Below are 20,813 nucleotides of genomic sequence, written 5' to 3'. Positions count from 1 at the left end.
AGAAGACTCATGGTTGAAACAATTACGATTTTTGTCCTTGCCATTTTCGTAGGTTACTACGTGGTGTGGGGTGTAACGCCAGCATTGCATACGCCGTTGATGGCGGTCACCAATGCCTTGTCATCGATTATTATTGTCGGTGCGATGATTCAGACCGTTGGCCTGCCGGTGATCGGCGTTGAAGGTAGCGTAGATTTCCAGACCATTAATGTGGTGAGCGTGCTTGGTGCAATTGCGGTGTTCCTGGCCAGTATCAATATTTTTGGTGGCTTTGCAGTGACTGCACGTATGCTGGAAATGTTTAAACCTAAGCAAAAGAAAAAAGAGGGTTAATCCATGGAAATGATTCGAGAATATGCGGATTGGTTCTACCTGATTGGTGCCGTTCTTTTTATCCTGACGCTACGTGGTTTATCAGGTCCTAAAACTGCGATTGCCGGTAACCGTTACGGGATGATCGCGATGGCCATTGCGGTCGTGACTACTTTCTTTGTGGCTGAGAATCCAGTCGTCTGGATGATCATTGGCGCAATGGTGCTGGGTGCAATCGTGGGTATTGCCCGTGCACGTACAGTTCCAATGACCCAGATGCCAGAAACTGTAGCACTTATGCACTCACTGGTCGGTCTGGCTGCAGTCCTGATTGCAGTAGCGGCGATTATTCATAACAACAAACTGATTGAACTTGGTCCAGACCTATTGGCTGCCAATGGTGTGAATTTCCATGAAATGAGCCGTGTTCATTTATTTGAACTGTTTGTGGGCTGTTTCGTAGGTGCGATTACCTTCACTGCATCAGTCTTTGCTTACGGCAAACTGGCTGCAAAGAAATGGGCAAAAACCATTTCAGGTGCGTGGGTGAAACCGGTTCAGGCGATCATCTTTATTGCAATGTTAGGTTTTGGTGTTCACTTCTTCCTGACTGGCAATATGACCTCGTTCTGGGCAATGACAGGTCTTGCACTGGCATTCGGCTGGGTGTGGATTGCACCAGTCGGTGGTGGTGATATGCCAGTGGTGGTATCTCTACTTAACTCATTCTCGGGTTGGGCAGCAGCTGGTATTGGTTTTACCCTGGAAAACAACATGTTGATCGTTGCAGGCTCACTGGTGGGTTCTTCAGGTGCCATTCTGTCTTACATCATGTGTAAAGCGATGAACCGTTCAATCATCAACGTTTTGTTTGGCGGTGCGATGGGCGGTGCAGCTGCGCCAACAGCAGGGGCTGGTGAACAGGTTCAACGTAATCACCGTTCTGGCTCGGCAGATGACGCAGGCTTCCTGATGTCAAATGCAGACAGCGTGGTGATTGTACCGGGTTATGGTATGGCGCAAGGCCGTGCACAGAATGCGGTAAAAGAATTGGCTAACTTGCTGAAAGAGCAGGGCGTAACGGTTCGTTTCGCGATTCACCCGGTGGCAGGTCGTATGCCGGGTCATATGAACGTATTGCTTGCTGAAGCGGATGTACCGTATGAAGACATCCTGGAAATGGATGAGATCAACTCGGACTTCCCGGCAACAGATGTAGTTTTGGTGATTGGGGCCAACGATGTAGTGAACCCTGCAGCGAAAGATGATCCAACATCGCCAATTTATGGTATGCCAATTCTGGAAGCGCATAAAGCACGTACGATTATGGTGATCAAGCGTTCTATGGCAACCGGTTATGCGGGCCTGGACAATGACTTGTTCTATAATGACAAGACCATGATGATCTTCGGTGATGCCAAGAAAGTGGTGGAAGATATGACCAAAGCCATTAATGGTACAGGTCACTAATCATCTAAATCATTAGAATCCCCCTAAGTCCCCCTTTAATAAAGGGGGATTTTTTATTTTATATCTTGGAAAAAAGATGATTGAGTGGTCATCGAACGTCTATGTTTATGATGAATTGATCCTAAAAAACCAATCAAATCGGTGCATAAGACAAGATGAAAATTAAAAAATAGCGAACAGATTGAGTTGTATTAATGCTTATAAAGTTAGATGAACAGGCAATAAAAAAGCGACCTACACAGGTCGCTTTTTTGAATATTTGGTTTTTACGCTACAGAGTCAGTATCTGTAGGATTGCGCCATAAGCTTTCTAGGTCATAGAATTTACGCGCTGTTGGAAGCATACAATGAACCACAACATAACCAAGGTCGATGAGGATCCATTCAGCATCACGTTCGCCTTCAATACCAAGAGGGCGGAAGCCAGCTTTACGTGCTTCTTCAGCAACGTTATTGGCCAATGATTTGATGTGACGTGTCGATGAACCGCTTGCAATGACCATAGCATCAGCCACATTACTGATACCGCTGACATCAAGCTCAACAATTTCTTTTGCTTTTACATCTTCAAGTGCAGCATGTACGACTTTTAAGCAGTCCTGTACAGCTTGAGAATTTGAATTCATAGTAAGATCGTGAGAATTAGAAGCGCTGGGCGATGGTTCTAAATTCATGGGGAGTGTAATTTCCTAACAATTATGCATGGTCTAATATAGCGGTTTTAGTCCTGAATTTCAAATGAAGCCGCAGTCCACTCAGTCATGCTCCGGAAAGAACTCAGCTTTCCAGTCAAAGGAATCGTTGGAATGTCCGCTGGGTTTATACTCGGCAGCGACATAACCTTGATATTGACTATGTTTTAACCACTGAAATATATCATGATATCGAATTGAGCCCGTATTGGGCTGATGTCGTCCCGGACAATCCGCAAATTGGATATGACCAATCGAGGCAATATTTTCTTGCAAAGTTTCTAAGACATCTTCGCCGATCATTGCCATGTGGTAACAGTCGTACTGCATTTTTAAGGCCGGATGATGTACCGCTTCCAGCATTTCCTGTGCTTGAGCAACATTTTGAATCAAAAAACGTGGCATATCGATGCCATTGATCATTTCAAAGACCGGTTCAATTTGATGCTCAAGCAGCATTGAACAGGCCATTTTCAGGTTACTCGCCAGCGTATTCAGGCAGGGCAACAGATCACAGTCCAAGGGCTGTTTTCCTGCCAGGATATTGACCCGGGGTACATTCAACGTCGTGGCATACTGGATGGCCTGCTCAACCGCATGACGAAACTCGATTTCCTGTCCTGGAATGCCAGCCAGACCATGACCGCCCTGCATTAAATCACCTGCCGGTACATTAATCAGGCACAAGTTTAGCTGATGGGTGCTGAGCTGGTTTTGAATCTGGCCAATCGTAAGTTCATAAGGAAACTGGATTTCCACATGATTAAAGCCCTGTGCACGAGCCAGCGCGAAACGTTCGATCAGCGGCACTTCGGTAAAAATCATCGACAGGTTGACGGCAAGTTTAATCATGTCTTTCTCTTCAATATTCAAGGCCGCATCAATCAAGCGTTATGAATGTTTTAGTTGCTGGATTACAGTAGCCAGATCTGCTTCGGCAAAGCCTTGGGCTTGATGAGCATGTAACTGCGTTAAAGCTTGAGTCGCCACCGGAACATCCAGGTCAAAGCTTTGTGCCAGTTGCACGGCATTATTCAGATCCTTGGATAAGGTCTGTACTTTCCATTGCACCGGTTCAAAAGTTTGCGTGGCCATACGCGGTGCCAGAATCTGAAAAGGTTTGGAGTCGGCAAAACCACCCGCCAGCGCAGGCGCCAGTAAACGGGTATCCACCCCCGCAAGTCCAGCCAAGGCAACCGCTTCTGCAATCAGGGTGCTATTGGCAGCCACAATCAGCTGATTACAGATTTTGGTCGCCTGACCGGTGCCCGTATCACCCATGCGGGTCACGCGCTGTGAAAGTACTGCATAGATCGGATCAAGGTTTTCAATCGTCGCGGCATCACCACCGGCAAAAATCACCAGACTGCCTTGTTCAGCTCCGGCGGTACCGCCTGAAACCGGAGAGTCAATCCAGATTACTTTCTTGGCCTGTGCTTGCGCGGCAAGTGTTTGAGTTTGCTGTACCGAAAGACTGGAAAAATCCACAATCACTTGCTCCGCAACCAAATACGGTTCGATCTGAGCAAAAACAGATTGCACCGCATGATCATCTGCCAGACAAGTCAGAATCACTGGATAATTCGCAATCTGGTCTAAAGACAGTGCAGTTGCTCCTAGATCCAGCAAGGGATCACAGGCCGCTGGCGTACGGTTCCAAACCGCCACCTGAAAACCTGCCTGAAGCAGACGTGTGGCCATACGAGTGCCCATCAGCCCCATACCTAAAAAGGCAATTTTAGTATCGCGATTCAACTGCATACTTTCTCTTATTCCTTGCTTTGACTCAGACTCGACTTATTTATATTGGCGCGGTACAAACTGAACCTCTGGGTTCTTGTCTTTTTTACGGGCCAGCTGGCTATTTTTACCCAGCAGCAATTTCAATTGCCAGATTTTTTCCATACGCAGGGATTTGTTCGGACGATGCTGCATGGCATCCAGTACAAATTTAGAGGCCATCAGCGCATCTGGGGAACGTTGCAGCATTTCTTCAGCCAAGGCTTGTGCTCTTGCCAGTGGCTGTTCATCGACATGGGTGATCAGACCGATTTCTTTGGCATATTCGCCCTCAAAAATCCGGGCAGTCAAAGTCAGCTCTTTTGCCAGATCAATACCAATCAGGCCTTTCAGTGAGCGGCTGAGTCCCATGTCTGGCACCAGTCCCCAACGGGTTTCCATAATTGACATTTTAGTCTCAGGATGGGCAATGCGTATGTCTGCGGCCAGGGCAAGCTGCATCCCGGCACCAAAACAGAAGCCTTCCATCGCGGCAATCACCGGAACGGGCAATTCTTGCCAGACCAGAAATGCTTTTTGAAACAGGCTTTGACCCGGACGAATCAGCTCCCAGGCAGCATAAGCACGATTTTTAGGATTATTTAAATCGGCCAGATCAATACCGGCACTAAAGACTTGAGCTTCACCCGTTAAAATCACACATCGGATGCTTTTATCTTTTTTGATTTTTTGTGCAGTCGCGACCAGTTCGCGCAGCAGGGCAAAGCTCATGGCATTGCGTTTATCCGGACGATTCAGTGTGACAGTGGCAATGCCGTTATTTTTTTCCAAGCGCACGAGTGACATGTCATTCTTCCTTATTTTTCCTGGCTTGAGCATAGCATGCAGCCTTTAGGCTTGCATGACAGCTCAGTCACACTTGAGTAAGTTAAGAACTGAGCAGCTTCAGAGGTTTAATTTAAATGTTGCTTCAAAATTTGCTGGGCAGCCTGTTCAACCTGTTCAACCACGGCTTTGAGTTCATCAAAATATTTCAGTACCTCTTGAACAAAGCTTTCATCGGCCTTACGGCGCTCTTTACGCAAGGTAGAAACGAACTGCTCAAAGCCACCGGTGACTTTCTGCAGAGTCGGTGCACCGACATAGCGGGTCGCGCCATAGAGACGATGCAGTACATGTTCCAGTTGTGGAAAATCTTCCAGTTCAATCAGTTGCTGCATTTCATCGAGTTCATCTGCAAAGCTGTCCACCAGCATGCGTAACAGGTCTACTGCCAGATCTTCCTTATTGGCTGCCAGTTGCAGGCTTTGCTGCCAGTCCAGAATATTTGGATCTAGGGCATCAATCACATTGGCACGTTCCAGTACCGGAATCCGTTTAAAATGCTCGGTGGTCCAGTGCGTCAAAATTTGGATAATCTGCTCGATCTGGATCGGCTTGGTGACATAATCATCCATACCGTTTTGCAGCAGTTTATGCTTTTCATCAGAAAGTGCATGCGCCGTCAGGGCAATAATCGGCAGGCGGCTATGATTTTCAAAGGTCGATTCCAGCGAGCGAATAGCACGGGTGGTATCGATCCCGGACATGACTGGCATCTGGATATCCATAAAGACCAGATCAAACGCCGGCTGTTCCTGTTCATAACGGCGCTGAATAATATCGATCGCTTCCTGTCCGCTGAGGGCTTTGGTCGTGGTGACATTCAGTTCGCCCAGAAGGGCTTCCAGAACAATCAGGTTGGGTAAGTGATCATCCACGGCCAGAATATGCAGGCCTTGACCATTAAATTCTTCATGCTGTTCCTGGTCGAAGACCGGCTGATTGCCGAGTAACTGAATCAGCGCGCTGCGGCTGAGTGGCTGATGCAGGGCACGGGCACGATGGTCATTGAGCATGCTTGGATCCAGTTGCATCTGATAACCATAGACAGCCAGATGACCCTGATAACGTGAACGGATTTCGCGTAACAAGACTTCACTGTCACCACTATGATCGACGATCAGCCAGGTATTTTCGCTATTCTGTAAATGATTCAGACGGCTAAACAGATCCAGAATTGATGCACATTCAATATGTTTAACCTGATAATTTTCCAGATAATGCCGCAGCACATTCGCAGTTGCCGGATGTGCAAGATAAGACACCACGGTCAATTCGCTAAAATCTGGATGCTCAATCACGGTATCTTCATCGACCAGGAACTGGGCAGTAAACCAGAAAGTAGAGCCTTTTTCGGTTGGAGCACGTTCCTGATTGTCTTCAAAACCAATCTGGCCATGCATCAGGCTGACCAGCTGTTTGGAAATTGCCAGACCAAGACCGGTACCGCCAAACTGACGGGTCACCGAGGTATCACCCTGCGAGAAGGACTCAAACAGCTTTTTACGGTCGGTACCACTCAGGCCAATGCCGCTATCCTGTACACTAAAATGCAGCACACACTGATCCATTCCATCATGTTCCATGCGTGCCCGGACAATGATTTCTCCATCCGGAGTGAATTTGATCGCATTGGAAATCAGGTTGGTCAGAATCTGTTTAAATCGTAGCGCATCACCAATAATGTGTTTTGGCACACCATCTGCATAATAGAAGGCCATATCAATATGTTTTTGTGCTGCCAATGGCGAGAGCATGTCCATCACATCAAAAATCGCTTCTTCCAGATCGAAAGGTGCAGTTTCTAATTCCAGTTTGCCGGCATCAATCTTGGAAAAATCCAGGACATCATTAATCAGTGCCAGCAAATGCGCCGAAGACTTACGAATGGTCTGCAAATACAGGCTCTGCTCGTTGCTGAGATTGCCCTGACGCAATAACAGATGAATAAAACCATCAATACTGTTCAGCGGGGTACGCAGTTCATGGGAAATATTGGCCAGAAACACCGACTTGGCCTGGTTAGCCGAGATCGCCTGGTCGCGTGCCTGACGATAGGTAATATTCTGGACTTCTAAAGTGTCGAGGGTACGGCGCAAATCATCTTCGGTCTGTTCGGTATGTTCACGTAGTTCCAAAAAGCTGAAATGCAGACGTTTCACCACATTGGCGATATCACGTTGCAATAAGCGTAGCTCTCCGGTGCTATTAATCACCATATGCTGGCCGAGGGTATCGGCATTCAGGCGTTGCAATTGCATGCGAATCTCATACATTGGGGCGATCCAGCGCCGTGAGTAGAAATTCAAGCAAAGTAATAACAATAATAAGGTCAGTAATCCGGTCGCAATCAGTACGATCAGTACCCGGTAACGGGCAATTGCTAGCGGCTGGTTATCCAGTTCGATCGCCAGCCAGCCGGTAGAAAAAGTGTTTTCATTCACTTTAATGGCATAGATATGATTATCTTGATGCAGAATCGGACCAACAAAATTGCCGCTTTTCTCAAATTCTGGCCAAGGCGCCTGTTCCTGAAAACCAATGCCCAAACGGCTCTTGCCATTTTCATCCAGAACTGCTGCCCGAACCAGATGCTTTTCATTCAGCATGTTCTGCATGGCGTTGTGAGCCTGGTCATATTGCCATGGATACAGATTCAAGATATCCAGTGCATATTCTGAGGTGCCTTGAAAACGGGTGAGAATCGCAATGGCCATCTGCTTCTGCTGGGCACGTGCGGCATTCGAGGTCTCAGTCAACACCAGCATGGCACCGACACAGGCCAAAATGGTAATCGGCACAAAAATCAGCGCAATCAGCTGTCCATAGGCATGATTTAAGTGTAGGCGTTTAAACAGCTTTTTGTTGATCGTTGACATGATTTAAGCAGTATTTTCTTTATGCCTGGCATATTAGCATGCTTTAAATCGACAGTTAAAATTTAAGCATAATTTTTATAAAGCTTCGGATTAGCAGTTAAAAATACAAGAGATTTCAGTTAATTTTGCTCAGGTACAGCAAGACTAAGACGCACGAAATTTCAATCTGTAAAAGTGCCAGACTGAAATAGTATTTTCATCTTCATTAGCGAGCTGCTTCACCTGGCTAAATTATCGGGAAATGTAGTTTATGGCTTGATAGTGTGTGAGTTTTAGTGAGTTTTCTGAAAAAGCCTTGCTAAATGGGTGCAGGGAAAAGCATTTTTTCATACAATAGCCGCACCTCGATATAGGTGCAAATAATGAGTAATACCATCCCTGATTTTCAAGCAGATGAATTTTTGTTAGACCATTGTGTAGGCAAAACGCCGCTGGTGCGTTTACAGCGTCTGGCAAGTCACACTCAAGCTACAGTACTCGCGAAACTCGAAGGCAATAACCCAGCAGGTTCGGTCAAAGACCGTCCGGCCTATAATATGATCATGCAGGCCGAGAAGCGTGGGCAGATCAAACCGGGTGACACCCTGATTGAGGCAACGAGCGGAAATACGGGGATTGCATTGGCGATGGTCGCAGCAATGCGTGGCTATAAAATGAAGCTGATCATGCCGAATAATATGAGTCAGGAACGTAAGGACGCGATGCGTGCGTATGGTGCCGAGCTAATTGAAGTAACCAAAGAGCAGGGCATGGAAGGTGCACGTGATCTTGCTGCTCAAATGCAGAATGATGGTGTGGGTCTGGTGCTGAATCAGTTCGGAAATCCGGACAATGTCGAAGCGCATTACCTGACCACGGGTCCAGAAATCTGGCAGCAAACCGGTGGCAAAATTACCCATTTTGTCAGTTCTATGGGTACCACCGGCACCATCATGGGTGTGTCGAAATACCTGAAAGAAATGAATCCTGATATTCAGATCGTCGGTTTACAGCCATCTGATGGTTCAAGCATTGCCGGAATCCGTCGCTGGCCAGAAGAATATCTGCCAACCATTTTCGACCGCAGCCGAGTCGATCGCATTATTGATATTCCACAAATCGAAGCTGAAAAAACCATGCGTAAGCTGGCACAGAAAGAAGGCATTAGTGCCGGAACCTCTTCTGGTGGGGCAGTGTGGGCCTCGATTAAACTGGCGGAAGAACATCCGGATGCAGTGATTGTGTGTATTATCTGTGACCGTGGTGACCGTTACTTGTCTACAGGGTTATTCTCTGTACAAGATCCTGAATAATTATTTGAGCACTGTTTTATGCGCCTGCCTGTTTTAACTTTCGATATTGAAACCCAAACCGATCTCAAATCAGGCGCGCATCTGTTTGGTCTGGACCTGCCCGAAGCAGATCTGGATCAGGCCTTGACCAAATTACGCCGTCAGGATTCAGGCTCGGATTTTCAGCGTTTGCCGCTGCATGAAATCGTCTGTATTTCCGGTTTGTGGATGGATGAGCAGGGCATCAAGCTGTTTTCGTTTAGCCGAGAACAGCATTCTGAAGCAGAAATTTTGAAAAAATTCTTGTCGATTTTTGACAAGCGCCATCCGACTCTAGTGAGTTGGAACGGCTCACAGTTTGATTTACCAGTGATTTTATACCGCGCCATGTATCATGGGCTCTCTGCACCGAGTCTGTTCGATCAGGGCGAAATTGATACGCAAAAGCGTTATAATAACTACCAGAATCGTTACCATCATCGTCATGTTGACCTGATGGATGTGATGGCCATGTTTCATGCCCGTCATTTCCAGAAGCTGGATGATGTTGCACATTTGCTGGGCTATCCAGGCAAGCGCGGTGACGGAGCCTATCGGGTTCCGGAATATGTCCGCAATCAGCAATGGACCGAACTGACGTCTTATTGTGAAGGTGATGTCCTGAATACCTGGCTGGTGTATATCCGCTGGTTGCTGTTAAAAGGCCAGCTGTTACTGCCGGATTATCAGCATCTGCTGCAAAGCACGATTCAATATTTGCATACTCAACCGCAGCATGCGGACTTTTTATCAGTTTGGCGTGAGACTTCGCAACGAACTGAATTTACCCAATTTGATTTTCCCATCTCCACACCCTAGGTTTTCATGAAACATCGAGCACAAGCACGTCCTATCCAGCAACCCGAGTACATTTTTCAGGTTGAGTCACTATCGCATGAGGGACGTGGCATCGCTCATTATGGTTCACATCCGGATCATCCGCAGCATAAACATGGCAAGAAAGTCTTTATCCGTTATGCCTTGCCGGGTGAAACCGTGCGTGCCCGCATTACCCGCGAAGTTAAGAAGCTAGAAGAAGCCGACAGTCTTGAATTGTTGAGCGATGCTTCTGAGATTCGCGTGAAGCCGGTGTGTCCACATTTTGGGATTTGCGGTGGCTGTAATATGCAGCATATCGCTGCGGATGCGCAGATTGAACTGAAACAGAATGTGCTGAAATCGCATCTTCAGCATTTTGCTGGAATCCAGCCCGATCAATGGCTACCGCCTTTACGTTCACAACGTGAAGATTATCGCCGTAAAGCGCGAATCGGGGTGCGTTATCTGCCTTCCAAGGATCAGCTGGTGGTGGGCTTTCGTGAAAATCAGTCCAACAAACTCACGTCGATTGATCGCTGTATGATCTTGGATCGCGAGTTTGGCTCGGTTACAGGTCTTAAACAATTGCTGCAAGGTCTCAATGGTAAGGCTGACATCGGTCATATAGAATTGGCCATGGGGGATCAGGACATTGCGCTGCTAGTGCGTGAAACTGCAAAATTATCTGCCGATGATGTCAACCAATTGCGCGAATTTACGTTACAGAAAGGCTGGCAACTGTATCTGCAGCCTGCCGGCAAAGAAACGCTCTCGCGGATAGATGATCCAGAAGCATCTGCACGCTTACACTATGGTCTTGATGACTTTGATGTGAAATTCGGCTTTAATCCTCTGGACTTTACTCAGGTAAATTCAAGCATCAATCCGCAAATGGTACGATTGGCATGTGATTTGCTTCAGCTACAACAGGGTGAACGGGTTCTGGATCTGTTTTGTGGATTAGGAAACTTTTCTTTGCCGCTGGCGCGCTGTGTTGGTGCGTCGGGTCAGGTGATTGCGGTCGAGGGAAGTGATGAAATGGTTCGACGTGGTGCGGAAAATGCCAAAAACAATGGTATTGCACAAATATCGTTCTATTCACAAGATTTAACCAAAGATTTCTCGCACCACACTTGGGCAAATCAAGGTTTTGATGCATTATTAATCGACCCGCCACGTGCCGGGGCAGAAGAAGTCATGCATTATATCCCTCAGTTTGGAGCTAAAAGAATCGTTTATGTGTCATGTAATCCTGCGACACTCGCCAGAGATGCAGGACTCTTGGTACAACAGGGCTATCGTCTCACCCAAGCGGGCGTGATGGATATGTTTACACATACTGGACATGTTGAATCAATCGCATTGTTCGAAAAAGAAAATCAAATAAACGATTAAAGAAATGATGTTTTTAAAAGTAGGAGACGGGTATGGTCACAGTACGTGAGCAACTCCCTGGGCGACTCAATGAGTTGTCACAGGAGACGACTGTAGAACATGCCGAACAAGCACACCAGGATCTGACTGAATGGTTGGATCGGGTTCGTGGCATATTAGATGGCGCACCTTTAACGCAGCTCGAAGAAGTCGCCCACTTAACATTAGAAAGAGAGCTGCAAAGTACGGTTCAGCACCGCTCCAATACCTTTTATACCGGTATTGAGATGGCGGATATTCTGGCGCATCTGCACGTCGATGAAGATACTTTGTCCGCAGCCATGTTGTATCGTGCTGTTCGTGAAGGCGTCATGCCACTCAGTGAAGTATTGGAACAGTTCGGCGAACAGGTGCATAGCCTGGTCAAAGGTACGCTTGCCATGGGTAAGCTGTCTGAGCTGATCGAAAAAAATAAACGCCTGGAAGATCATTTCAATAATAACCAGCGTGAACATCTGTCTGGCATTTACAAAATGCTGATCTCGGTCACCGAAGATGTACGTGTTGTTCTGGTCAAGCTGGCCGAACGTACCTATGCCTTGCGTGAACTGGCCAATTCCTCACGTGAGCGTCAGGAACGGGTGGCCCGAGAAATTCTGACCATTTACTCGCCACTGGCACACCGTTTAGGTATTGCCCAGTTAAAGTGGGAGCTGGAAGATCTGGCTTTCCGTTATCTTGCGCCGGAACGTTATAAAGAAATTGCGTCCTTACTGAATGAAAAGCGTCTCGAGCGTGAACAGTATATTCAGTTTGTGATTGATAAATTACGCAATGAATTGGCCGAGCATGGCATCGAAGCTGAAATTAATGGCCGGGTGAAACACATTTATTCGATTTATCGAAAAATGAAAAGCAAGAACCTGAGCTTTGACCAGCTCTATGATATTCGTGCTTTACGGGTACTGGTGAAAAGTGTACCGGAGTGTTATCACACTTTAGGTATTGTGCATCAGATCTGGCGCCATATTCCGCATCAGTTTGATGACTATATTACCAATCCGAAAGCCAATGGTTATCGTTCTTTACATACTGCGGTGATTGCCGAGAACAAGTCACTTGAAGTGCAAATTCGTACCCATAGCATGCATGAAGAAGCAGAGCTGGGAGTATGTTCACACTTTAATTATAAAGAAGGCGCAAAAACCACAGATCGCTCCTTTAACCATCGTCTGCATTCCCTACGTGCGGTACTTGAGCATTATCAAGAGCGCAATGAAAGCAGTGCACATAAAGAATCTGAAGATGAAATAGAGAATTTTGAGCATATTCAAGATTTTGAAGGCTTTGAAAAGATCTATGTGTTTAGCCGTGATGGCGATATCAAAGAGCTACCACGTGATTCGACCGTGCTCGACTTTGCTTATCATGTGCATACCGAAGTCGGGAACAAGTGCTATGCCGCACGGGTAAATCAGCGCTATGTGCCGCTGACCTACACCCTGAAAACCGGTGAACAGGTTGAGATTCTGACCAAAAAAGACCGGGAACCTAATCGGGACTGGTTGGTTAATTCGCTAGGTTATATCAAGACTGCCCGTGCGCGGGACAAGCTGCGTCACTGGTTCCGTCAGCAGGATCGTAGCAAGAACCTGGAAGTTGGCCGTGAAGTACTGAACAAAGAATTGTCACGTCTGGCAATTCACCCGAAATCGATTGATCTGAGTGATTATTGCAACCACTTCAATGTCAAAACCGGTGATGACATTCTGGTGAATCTGGTCAATGGTGATATCAGCCTGCATGCCCTGATTAATCAGGTGAACCGTCACATGCATCTGGATCAGGACGAACCTGAACTGGTGCTGAAACCTGCCTTGAATCCGCGTGCCAGTCATACACTGTCAGCGCACGGGATTCTGATCGACGGTCTGGATAACGTGGAACTGCATGTCGCGCAATGTTGCCAACCGGTGCATGGTGAGTCGATCGCTGGCTATATCACTCTGAATCGTGGAGTGAGCATTCATAAGGTCGCTTGTCCGGACTATGTTCGCATGATCACTCAAGAGCCTGAACGTGCTGTAGAAGCTGATTGGGAAATGCAGCCGACTCGCGGTCAGAGCGTACAGATTGTAGTGGAAGCTTATGATCGACGCGGCTTGCTGAAGGATCTGACTCAAGTCATTTTCTCGGATCAGATCAATATCCGTCAGGTGAATACCATTTCGGAAGCGGACGGGATTGCCAATATGAAGCTGCTGATTGAAGTCAAAGGTCTGGCACAACTTTCCAAACTGCTGGCCCGTCTTGAGCAGCAACCGGGAATTATCAGTGCACGCCGTCTGGTACAGGGCACTTAATTCCCGTTATGTAAGTTTAAAAAGCCTGCAATTTAATTGTGGGCTTTTTTATTGTAAGGTATTTGAATCACATGCATAAAAAATAGACCAGAAACCCAAGATGAGTGCGACCGAAATATTTGAACGTAGACGGAATAATCTGGCCAAGGTGATTGATCTGCTGATCGAGACCCAGCAATTTAAAACCGGCAAAGAGATCTGTGAACATTTTGGCTTATCTGCTTCATATATTGCGCAATTGCTGAATAGCAAACGCCAGATCGGGGAGAAGGCAGCAAGGGAACTGGAACAACAACTGGGTCTGGATACTCTTATTTTAGATCAGTCGGCTGAGCCAAAAGTTGAATTAGCTCCAATTCCAGAGCAAGGCGTATTATTTCAGATGCAGGTGGTGCAACAGCAGGCATTTGCACTTATTCCTATAGATTCTGCATTTTCATTCAATCAGGATATTTTTCATCTGCAAGCACAGCATTATGCAATTCAGGTAGCAGGGCCGTATTATTTTCCCAGCTTAAAACCGGGCTGGTGGCTGATCTGTGACAAACAGGCCGAGTTATCCACTGCAGGCATACTCTGTGTGTATCTGGTTAATGGCCTGCAGCTCATTTTGCAGTTGGTGAGCGAAGCTCAAGATCATTATGAATTCCAAAGCCTGGATGAACATCGACAGGTGATTTTCCAAAAAACTGATATTGAGAAAATCCATCCAGTCATTGCGATTATTCCCACTGCCATATATTCAAACGGCAGAAATAATTCAGCCCATCATAAGACGGGCTGAACGATGAACATGAAACAGAACAGATTATGGAATCTGGTTCTCGTCTTCAAATTCTGGCTTCACCTGAACAATAAAGTCCTGACGGTTCAGACCACGCCACAAGGCAAAGGCTGTACCGATATAGATGGACGAATAGGTCCCGACAAAGACACCAACAAACATCGCGATCGAGAACCATTTCAGACCATCGCCGCCCATCAGCATCATGGCAAGCACCACCAGCAATAAGGTCATAGAGGTATGAATGGTACGACGCAGCGTTTCAGTCAGGGCAATGTTAATGATTTCGACCGGTTCTGCACCACGAATCTTACGGAAGTTCTCACGGATACGGTCAGAGACCACGATATTATCGTTCAGTGAGAAACCGATGATTGCAAGGAGTGCTGCAAGTACAGTGAGGTCAAATGGCCACTGCATCATCGCAAAAATCCCGAGGGTGACGATAATGTCATGGAATAGTGACAACACGGCACCCATGGCCAGCTTGAACTCAAAGCGGATAGTGACATAGACCAGCATCAGCAGGAGTGCCAATGCCACAGCACCACCAGAACGGACATAGAGCTCGTTACCGATCTGTCCACCGACGACATCGACCTTGGGTACTTCTGCCGCATTATTTGGCAGTTGAACCGCTGCTGTAACAGCCTTGGTCAAGTCTTCAGCTTCGATATCTTCCTGAACCGGCATACGCACCATCAGATCACGTTCAGAACCTAAAGTCTGAACCACAGCATCATTAAAGCCTGCCTGGTTCAATGCCTTGGAGACATCTTCAGGTTTGACCGGATTGGTATAGTTCAGCTCGGCTGCCACACCACCGGTAAAGTCCAAACCGAGGTTCAGGCCTTTAGTAGCAATAAAGAAGATACTCGCAACGGTTAAGAGAATTGAAAACAATGCCGCAGGCATCGCAATCTTCATAAACGGAATAATGCGTTCGTCTTCCGGGCGACCGTACTGTTTTTGATTCAGTTGAGTATTTTCAGTCATCAGTGATCTCCTTAAATGCTCAACTTTTTCAAGTTACGTTTTTTGCCATAAATGAGCTGTACCACGGCACGCGTTACTGTAATTGCAGTAAACATCGAGCAGACAATACCAATCATCAGGGTTACGGCAAAGCCTTTGATCGGACCTGTACCAATCGCGAACAGAATGAATGCCACCAGGAATGTGGTTAAGTTCGAGTCGAAAATGGTGTTATAGGCACGATCATAACCAGCAACAATCGCCTGTTTTGGCGAAGCCCCCCATTTCATTTCTTCCCGTATTCGTTCACAGATCAGTACGTTGGCATCGACCGCCATACCGATGGTAATCACGATACCGGCAATACCCGGAAGGGTCAGGGAAGCACCAATCCAGGACATGACTGTCAGAATCATCGCCAGGTTAAAGACCAGCGCAAAGTTAGCAATCACACCAAACACACGGAAGAATACCACCATCCAGATGGCAACCAGAAGGAAACCGATCTGAGTTGAAAGTACACCTTTATCGATGTTTTCTTGACCCAGACTTGGACCAATTACACGTTCTTCTACAAAGTACATTGGCGCAGCCAACGCACCTGCACGCAACATCAAGGCAAGTTCAGCAGCTTCTTGCGGCGAGTCCAGGCCAGTAATACGGAACTGAGAACCCAGTACTGCCTGAATGGTTGCAGCGTTAATGACTACAGATTCAGTATACGGGGTACGAACTTCAGTCTGAGTGCCGGTCGCAGGGTCTTCCACATAATTAATGCGCTGCTTGTTCTCGATGAACAAGACGGCCATACGTTTGCCGACCGCATTACGGGTGGCATCCGACATCAGTTTGCCGCCTGCGCTGTCCAAGGTAATGTTAACTTCAGCACCGCCTGTGTCTTGGCTAAAGCCACTTGATGCATTCTGAACACGTTCACCGGTTAAGATACGGTTACGGTTCAAGAGGAGCTGACGACCACTGTCCAGTGACTCATAAGCAAAGACTTCTGTGCCTGGTGGCAATGCACCCGTTGCCTGACCGGTATATGGATCAATATATTGATCATTCAGGTCAGACACCAGACGGAACTCGAGGTTCGCGGTACGACCTAAGACACGTTTCGCTTCAGCGGTATCCTGCACACCAGGAAGCTCAACCACAATACGGTTGCTGCCCTGAGTTTGAACCAGTGCTTCTGCCACACCTAACTCGTTAATACGGTTACGTAAAGTGGTCAAGTTCTGATTGACAGCATAAGATTCAATTTCTTGCTTACGCACATCAGTATAGTTTAGACGTAAGGTCGAACCGGTCTCGGTCGCAACAGCCTGCTGGGTAAACTCATTGCCATTACGGCGCAAGAAGTCCATCGTTGCAGAACGATCATCATTGTTGGCAAACTGCATCACAATGGTGTTGTTGCTTAAATTCAGGCTATTAAATTTCAGGTTGTTATCACGTAACTGACGACGTAGATCCGTCGCAGAGGTTTCCATGCGCTGGGAAATGGCCTTGTCCATATCCACTTCAAGCAAGAAGTGAACACCACCACGTAAATCCAGGCCGAGCTTCATTGGTTTGGCACCAATTTTTTGCAGCCATTCTGGGGTGGTCGGGGCAAGGTTCAATGCAACCACGTAATCATCACCTAAACCACGACGTAAAGCCTCTTTAGCTTTAAGCTGTGATTCACTTGAATCTACACGTAATAAAGCTGCATTGTTGCCAAAGCTATTGTCATGGGTGGCAATATTTTCAGTTTTTAAAATTTGCTCTGCTTTTTGTACGATGCTTGCATCAATTTGAGTACCGGCTTTGGCACCCGAAATCTGTACAGCAGGTTCATCTGGATACAAACTTGGCAGGGCATATAAGGTACTGATCACCAGGACAACCAGGATCAGTACATATTTCCATGCTGGGTAACGCATTCGTTTTCTTCTTAAAATGAAAAAGTCGTGCGAGGGCACGACTATTTTTGATTAAAGGTTATTTAAAGTGCCTTCAGGGAGGACTGAAATCACACTTGCACGTTGAACTTTGACTTCTACACCACGGCTCAATTCAACCACTGCGAAGTCACCTTCAATCTTGGTGATTTTGCCCATTAATCCGCCTGCAAATACCACTTCACTGCCAACGCCAAGGCTGTCGACCAAAGCACGGTGTTCTTTGGCACGTTTAGATTGAGGACGCCAGATCAAGAAATAGAAGATTGCAATAAAAACAGCAATCATCAAAAGGTTCGCCATCATGCTTGGTTGTTGTGCAGCTTCACCTGCAGCGTGAGCAGTCGAAATAAAAAGGCTCATTACATTTTCCTAAAATAAAAAACTGGTGATCAACTCGATAATAAATTGACATATTCTTGCAATTTACATTGTCTTTTTCCTCAGCGCAAATGCTGATGGATTAATCTTGCGGACAAGGTGGCACTTCCAGGCCACGGCGGGCATAAAAGTCATGAACAAATTCGTCAAATGTACCGTTGTCTAATGCATCACGCATTGCTTCAGTCAAACGCAGGTAATAGCGCAGATTATGAATCGTACCGAGCATAGAGCCGAGCATTTCCCCACATTTCTCAAGATGGAATAAATAGGCACGGGTAAAGTTCTGGCAGGTATAGCAGTCGCAATGCGGATCGAGTGGGCTTTGGTCATGACGGTATTTACTGTTACGGATTCGCACCAAGCCGTCTGTCACAAAATAGTGACCGTTACGTGCATTTCGGGTTGGCATTACGCAGTCAAACATATCGACACCACGACGCACCGCTTCCACAATATCTTCAGGCTTGCCGACGCCCATCAAATAACGCGGTTTGTCTGCAGGCATTTTTTCTGGAAGATAATCCAGTACCTTGATCATTTCCTCTTTTGGCTCACCAACGGACAGGCCGCCAATCGCATAACCATCAAAGTCGATTTCTAGCAGGCCTTTTAAAGATTCATCACGTAAATCTTCATACATGCCGCCTTGAATAATACCGAACAGCGCATTACGGTTTTTCAGCACGTCATGATGCTGGGTTTTACAGCGTTTGGCCCAGCGTAAAGAAAGTTGCAACGATTTTTGCGCTTCTTCATGCGTCGCAGGGTACGGGGTACATTCATCAAAAATCATTACAATGTCAGAGTTCAGCGTGTGCTGAATATCCATTGAAATTTCAGGAGATAAAAATACTTTTGAACCATCAATCGGCGAGCGGAAGGTCACACCTTCTTCTTTAATTTTACGCATTGCGCCCAGACTGAAGACCTGGAAGCCGCCTGAATCGGTCAAAATGGGACTATTCCATTTCATAAAGCCGTGCAGGCCGCCATGTTCACGAATTACATCCAGTCCTGGACGTAGATACAAATGGAAAGTATTACCCAGAATGACTTGAGATTTGATCTCTTTAATGTCGCGTGGCAACAGGCCCTTGACCGTACCATAAGTACCCACAGGCATGAACATCGGGGTTTCCACCACACCATGTTCAAGCGTTAAACGACCACGACGGGCACGGCCCGACTGACCTAATTTTTCAAACTTCATAGGAGTTCCACATCAAGGCGAAAAAACAGTTCGCTGATTGTTATAGCTAAAGGGCGCTATTTTCCTTGATTCTTACACTAAACGCCAGCATTGTAGAGCATTCGCTCTGTAATTTTATTTATCGCTGAAGCTAGGGAACATCCGTAGAAATGGGTGGATGTACAGAAAACTGCTGCAAGCGCTGCTGGATATCTTCCCGGCTAAGGGCACAGCTGCCATCCGGTTCCGAGGCCATTGCGGCGATATGCTGGATCAGTTTCTGGATATAAATATTGCTATCGACAAAATAGGATTCCAAGGTCAGCAAATAGGCATCTTGTGCCACTTGCAGATAATCATAAGGTTCCATCACCAGCATCTGCTCCAGATCAATCAGAATATCCTTGTCGTTTTGCGAGAGTTTCAAGCGTTTCTGCATGGCAGGTAAATGAGTAGTTTGTCTGGATGCCAGAAATTTCTGTAAATGAATATGGGCCGGATTAAGTGTCTGCGCGGATTGGCATTCAAATTCGACTTGGGTCGGCAGGCTCATGAAAAACAGGATGCTATTCAGATCCAGACCATAAGCCTCAGAAAGACGATATTTGGCCTGTTTAAAACTATCCAGCAATAAATCCAGATGCGTCGCGTGCAGCTGTTTTTGCTGTGCCAATACCGGATGGCCAAAGCTGTGCTGGGTTTTAAAATAATCGGCCAGCAAGGTTTTAAAGGGAATGAGTCCAGAGTGGGGCAAAGCATGTGCCCGATAACGCCATTTCCGGACATTCCAGCGATCCTGTTCCGCCAGATATTGCTGAAGATATTCCGGATCTTTAAAAATACTGCGTTCAGTCGAAATGGCCAGATCATCCAGCAGTAAAAATTCGTCAAAGACCAGACTACAGGCATAGATTTGATCATCCTGATAATGGTCGTATAACCGATAAAATTCCTCGACCAGCGTCTGTTGCAAGTGCTCTAAATAATCCAGCATAATTTTTATTCTTTATATTATAAGTTTTAGATAGGTACAGCCGCATCCTTGGCTATTTTTATAATAAGTTAATGCGCCAAGGATGCAAAATTTTATCAGATCTTGCTGTTCACTCAGTGAAAGTTCGGACGGTAATCAAAATTCTGTGTCACGCTTTGATCACGGAATGGACGTACCACTTTTTTTCTGAGTAACATATTATTAATGATGTTGTGCGGAAAAATCTGGATCTGGTTGTTAAACAGCTCGACATTGCGATTATAAATGGTAATCGCCGCACCGACATTTTCATTCTGTTCTTCAATTTCAGCCATCATTTTCAGATAGATGTCATTGGCTTTCAGTTCTGGATAATTTTCAATCACGACATTCAGGCTATGCATTAACTGTTTGTTCAGACTTTCAATGCGTTGTAATTGTCCAATATCGGCATCCTTGATATTCAGGTTCATGATGTTCTGACGCAGTTCGGTGACTTTTTCTAGCGTGCCTTTTTCAAAACTCGAGTATTGCTCGACCAGCGGTTGCAGCCCATCCAGAATTTTCAGTTTTTGCCGTTCATAACTGGCGACATCCGACCAGGCGCGAATCGTGGCGTTGTGATGACGGACAATACTGTTGCGGATCATGATAATCGTGACAATCAGCGCCACAATGATCAAACATAAAATCAAAAATCCCATCCGAGATCTCCCCA

At 46.4% G+C, this 20,813-nt stretch carries 18 protein-coding genes; 7 read left to right on the top strand and 11 right to left on the bottom strand.

What is annotated here, in order from left to right:
* The first annotated feature begins 9 nt into the window (after positions 1 to 9).
* Together F891_RS12650 and F891_RS12645 are read left to right on the top strand one after the other, a co-directional pair.
* Positions 10 to 333 carry a proton-translocating transhydrogenase family protein gene (locus tag F891_RS12650; protein ID WP_004281642.1) on the top strand — a complete coding sequence of 108 codons (324 nt, stop codon included), beginning with the start codon at positions 10 to 12 and terminating at the stop codon, positions 331 to 333.
* 3 nt (positions 334 to 336) lie between these two features.
* A complete protein-coding gene (locus F891_RS12645) occupies positions 337 to 1,782 on the top strand; it encodes an NAD(P)(+) transhydrogenase (Re/Si-specific) subunit beta (protein WP_005252850.1) in 1,446 nt (481 codons plus the stop codon).
* A 266-nt stretch (positions 1,783 to 2,048) separates the two neighbouring features.
* Here F891_RS12645 and rsfS read toward each other — a convergent pair whose 3' ends face one another.
* The 5 genes from rsfS to F891_RS12620 all read right to left on the bottom strand — a co-directional run bounded on the left by rsfS (position 2,049) and on the right by F891_RS12620 (position 7,975).
* Positions 2,049 to 2,456 carry a ribosome silencing factor gene (rsfS, locus tag F891_RS12640; RefSeq protein ID WP_005263693.1) on the bottom strand — a complete coding sequence of 136 codons (408 nt, stop codon included), beginning with the start codon at positions 2,454 to 2,456 and terminating at the stop codon, positions 2,049 to 2,051.
* Positions 2,457 to 2,537: 81 nt separating this feature from the next.
* Positions 2,538 to 3,326: a hydroxypyruvate isomerase family protein gene (locus F891_RS12635; RefSeq protein WP_005263692.1), complete on the bottom strand. Its 789-nt coding sequence runs from the start codon at positions 3,324 to 3,326 to the stop codon at positions 2,538 to 2,540.
* Between the two features lie 39 nt (positions 3,327 to 3,365).
* Positions 3,366 to 4,235, bottom strand: coding sequence for an NAD(P)-dependent oxidoreductase (locus F891_RS12630; RefSeq protein ID WP_005263691.1), 870 nt, complete (start codon positions 4,233 to 4,235; stop codon positions 3,366 to 3,368).
* Between the two features lie 36 nt (positions 4,236 to 4,271).
* Entirely contained in the window at positions 4,272 to 5,060 is a 789-nt protein-coding gene (locus F891_RS12625) for a crotonase/enoyl-CoA hydratase family protein (RefSeq protein ID WP_004645147.1), read from the bottom strand.
* 107 nt (positions 5,061 to 5,167) lie between these two features.
* On the bottom strand, positions 5,168 to 7,975 hold the full coding sequence (locus F891_RS12620) for a GacS-like sensor histidine kinase (protein ID WP_005263690.1): 2,808 nt from the start codon (positions 7,973 to 7,975) through the stop codon (positions 5,168 to 5,170).
* Between the two features lie 362 nt (positions 7,976 to 8,337).
* Between F891_RS12620 and cysM the strand changes: the two genes are divergently transcribed.
* The 5 genes from cysM (at position 8,338) to F891_RS12595 (ending at position 14,625) form a co-directional block, all read left to right on the top strand.
* Entirely contained in the window at positions 8,338 to 9,267 is a 930-nt protein-coding gene (gene cysM / locus F891_RS12615) for a cysteine synthase CysM (RefSeq protein ID WP_005263689.1), read from the top strand.
* A gap of 18 nt (positions 9,268 to 9,285) precedes the next feature.
* Positions 9,286 to 10,104, top strand: coding sequence for a 3'-5' exonuclease (locus F891_RS12610; RefSeq protein ID WP_004281650.1), 819 nt, complete (start codon positions 9,286 to 9,288; stop codon positions 10,102 to 10,104).
* Positions 10,105 to 10,110: 6 nt separating this feature from the next.
* A complete protein-coding gene (gene rlmD / locus F891_RS12605; protein ID WP_004281651.1) occupies positions 10,111 to 11,499 on the top strand; it encodes a 23S rRNA (uracil(1939)-C(5))-methyltransferase RlmD in 1,389 nt (462 codons plus the stop codon).
* Between the two features lie 32 nt (positions 11,500 to 11,531).
* Entirely contained in the window at positions 11,532 to 13,841 is a 2,310-nt protein-coding gene (locus F891_RS12600) for a RelA/SpoT family protein (RefSeq protein WP_004281652.1), read from the top strand.
* Positions 13,842 to 13,941: 100 nt separating this feature from the next.
* Positions 13,942 to 14,625, top strand: coding sequence for a S24 family peptidase (locus F891_RS12595; RefSeq protein ID WP_004281653.1), 684 nt, complete (start codon positions 13,942 to 13,944; stop codon positions 14,623 to 14,625).
* Between the two features lie 24 nt (positions 14,626 to 14,649).
* Here the strand turns inward: F891_RS12595 and secF are convergent, their stop codons facing one another.
* The 6 genes from secF to F891_RS12565 form a co-directional block, all read right to left on the bottom strand.
* Positions 14,650 to 15,624 (bottom strand): protein translocase subunit SecF, encoded by a 975-nt coding sequence (gene secF, locus F891_RS12590; RefSeq protein ID WP_171054344.1) that lies wholly within the window; start codon positions 15,622 to 15,624, stop codon positions 14,650 to 14,652.
* An 8-nt stretch (positions 15,625 to 15,632) separates the two neighbouring features.
* On the bottom strand, positions 15,633 to 17,531 hold the full coding sequence (secD, locus tag F891_RS12585; protein WP_004281655.1) for a protein translocase subunit SecD: 1,899 nt from the start codon (positions 17,529 to 17,531) through the stop codon (positions 15,633 to 15,635).
* 51 nt (positions 17,532 to 17,582) lie between these two features.
* Entirely contained in the window at positions 17,583 to 17,912 is a 330-nt protein-coding gene (yajC, locus tag F891_RS12580) for a preprotein translocase subunit YajC (RefSeq protein WP_004645158.1), read from the bottom strand.
* Positions 17,913 to 18,012: 100 nt separating this feature from the next.
* Positions 18,013 to 19,143 carry a tRNA guanosine(34) transglycosylase Tgt gene (gene tgt / locus F891_RS12575; protein ID WP_005252828.1) on the bottom strand — a complete coding sequence of 377 codons (1,131 nt, stop codon included), beginning with the start codon at positions 19,141 to 19,143 and terminating at the stop codon, positions 18,013 to 18,015.
* 130 nt (positions 19,144 to 19,273) lie between these two features.
* Positions 19,274 to 20,116: a DUF4303 domain-containing protein gene (locus tag F891_RS12570; protein WP_005263684.1), complete on the bottom strand. Its 843-nt coding sequence runs from the start codon at positions 20,114 to 20,116 to the stop codon at positions 19,274 to 19,276.
* Between the two features lie 113 nt (positions 20,117 to 20,229).
* Positions 20,230 to 20,799 (bottom strand): LemA family protein, encoded by a 570-nt coding sequence (locus tag F891_RS12565; protein ID WP_004645163.1) that lies wholly within the window; start codon positions 20,797 to 20,799, stop codon positions 20,230 to 20,232.
* Between the last annotated feature and the right edge of the window lie 14 nt (positions 20,800 to 20,813).

The sequence above is a fragment of the Acinetobacter sp. CIP 101966 genome (genome assembly GCF_000369725.1).
Lineage (GTDB): Bacteria > Pseudomonadota > Gammaproteobacteria > Pseudomonadales > Moraxellaceae > Acinetobacter > Acinetobacter lwoffii_Q.
Note: the sequence above shows the minus strand (reverse complement) of the source record. Positions and strands in the feature narration are given on the sequence as shown.

Coding starts and splice junctions, on each gene's coding strand:
- F891_RS12650 (WP_004281642.1), top strand. CDS start 10: ATGGTTGAAACAATTACGATTTTTGTCCTTGCCATTTTCGTAGGTTAC.
- F891_RS12645 (WP_005252850.1), top strand. CDS start 337: ATGGAAATGATTCGAGAATATGCGGATTGGTTCTACCTGATTGGTGCC.
- rsfS (WP_005263693.1), bottom strand. CDS start 2,456: ATGAATTTAGAACCATCGCCCAGCGCTTCTAATTCTCACGATCTTACT.
- F891_RS12635 (WP_005263692.1), bottom strand. CDS start 3,326: ATGATTAAACTTGCCGTCAACCTGTCGATGATTTTTACCGAAGTGCCG.
- F891_RS12630 (WP_005263691.1), bottom strand. CDS start 4,235: ATGCAGTTGAATCGCGATACTAAAATTGCCTTTTTAGGTATGGGGCTG.
- F891_RS12625 (WP_004645147.1), bottom strand. CDS start 5,060: ATGTCACTCGTGCGCTTGGAAAAAAATAACGGCATTGCCACTGTCACA.
- F891_RS12620 (WP_005263690.1), bottom strand. CDS start 7,975: ATGTCAACGATCAACAAAAAGCTGTTTAAACGCCTACACTTAAATCAT.
- cysM (WP_005263689.1), top strand. CDS start 8,338: ATGAGTAATACCATCCCTGATTTTCAAGCAGATGAATTTTTGTTAGAC.
- F891_RS12610 (WP_004281650.1), top strand. CDS start 9,286: ATGCGCCTGCCTGTTTTAACTTTCGATATTGAAACCCAAACCGATCTC.
- rlmD (WP_004281651.1), top strand. CDS start 10,111: ATGAAACATCGAGCACAAGCACGTCCTATCCAGCAACCCGAGTACATT.
- F891_RS12600 (WP_004281652.1), top strand. CDS start 11,532: ATGGTCACAGTACGTGAGCAACTCCCTGGGCGACTCAATGAGTTGTCA.
- F891_RS12595 (WP_004281653.1), top strand. CDS start 13,942: ATGAGTGCGACCGAAATATTTGAACGTAGACGGAATAATCTGGCCAAG.
- secD (WP_004281655.1), bottom strand. CDS start 17,531: ATGCGTTACCCAGCATGGAAATATGTACTGATCCTGGTTGTCCTGGTG.
- yajC (WP_004645158.1), bottom strand. CDS start 17,912: ATGAGCCTTTTTATTTCGACTGCTCACGCTGCAGGTGAAGCTGCACAA.
- tgt (WP_005252828.1), bottom strand. CDS start 19,143: ATGAAGTTTGAAAAATTAGGTCAGTCGGGCCGTGCCCGTCGTGGTCGT.
- F891_RS12570 (WP_005263684.1), bottom strand. CDS start 20,116: ATGCTGGATTATTTAGAGCACTTGCAACAGACGCTGGTCGAGGAATTT.
- F891_RS12565 (WP_004645163.1), bottom strand. CDS start 20,799: ATGGGATTTTTGATTTTATGTTTGATCATTGTGGCGCTGATTGTCACG.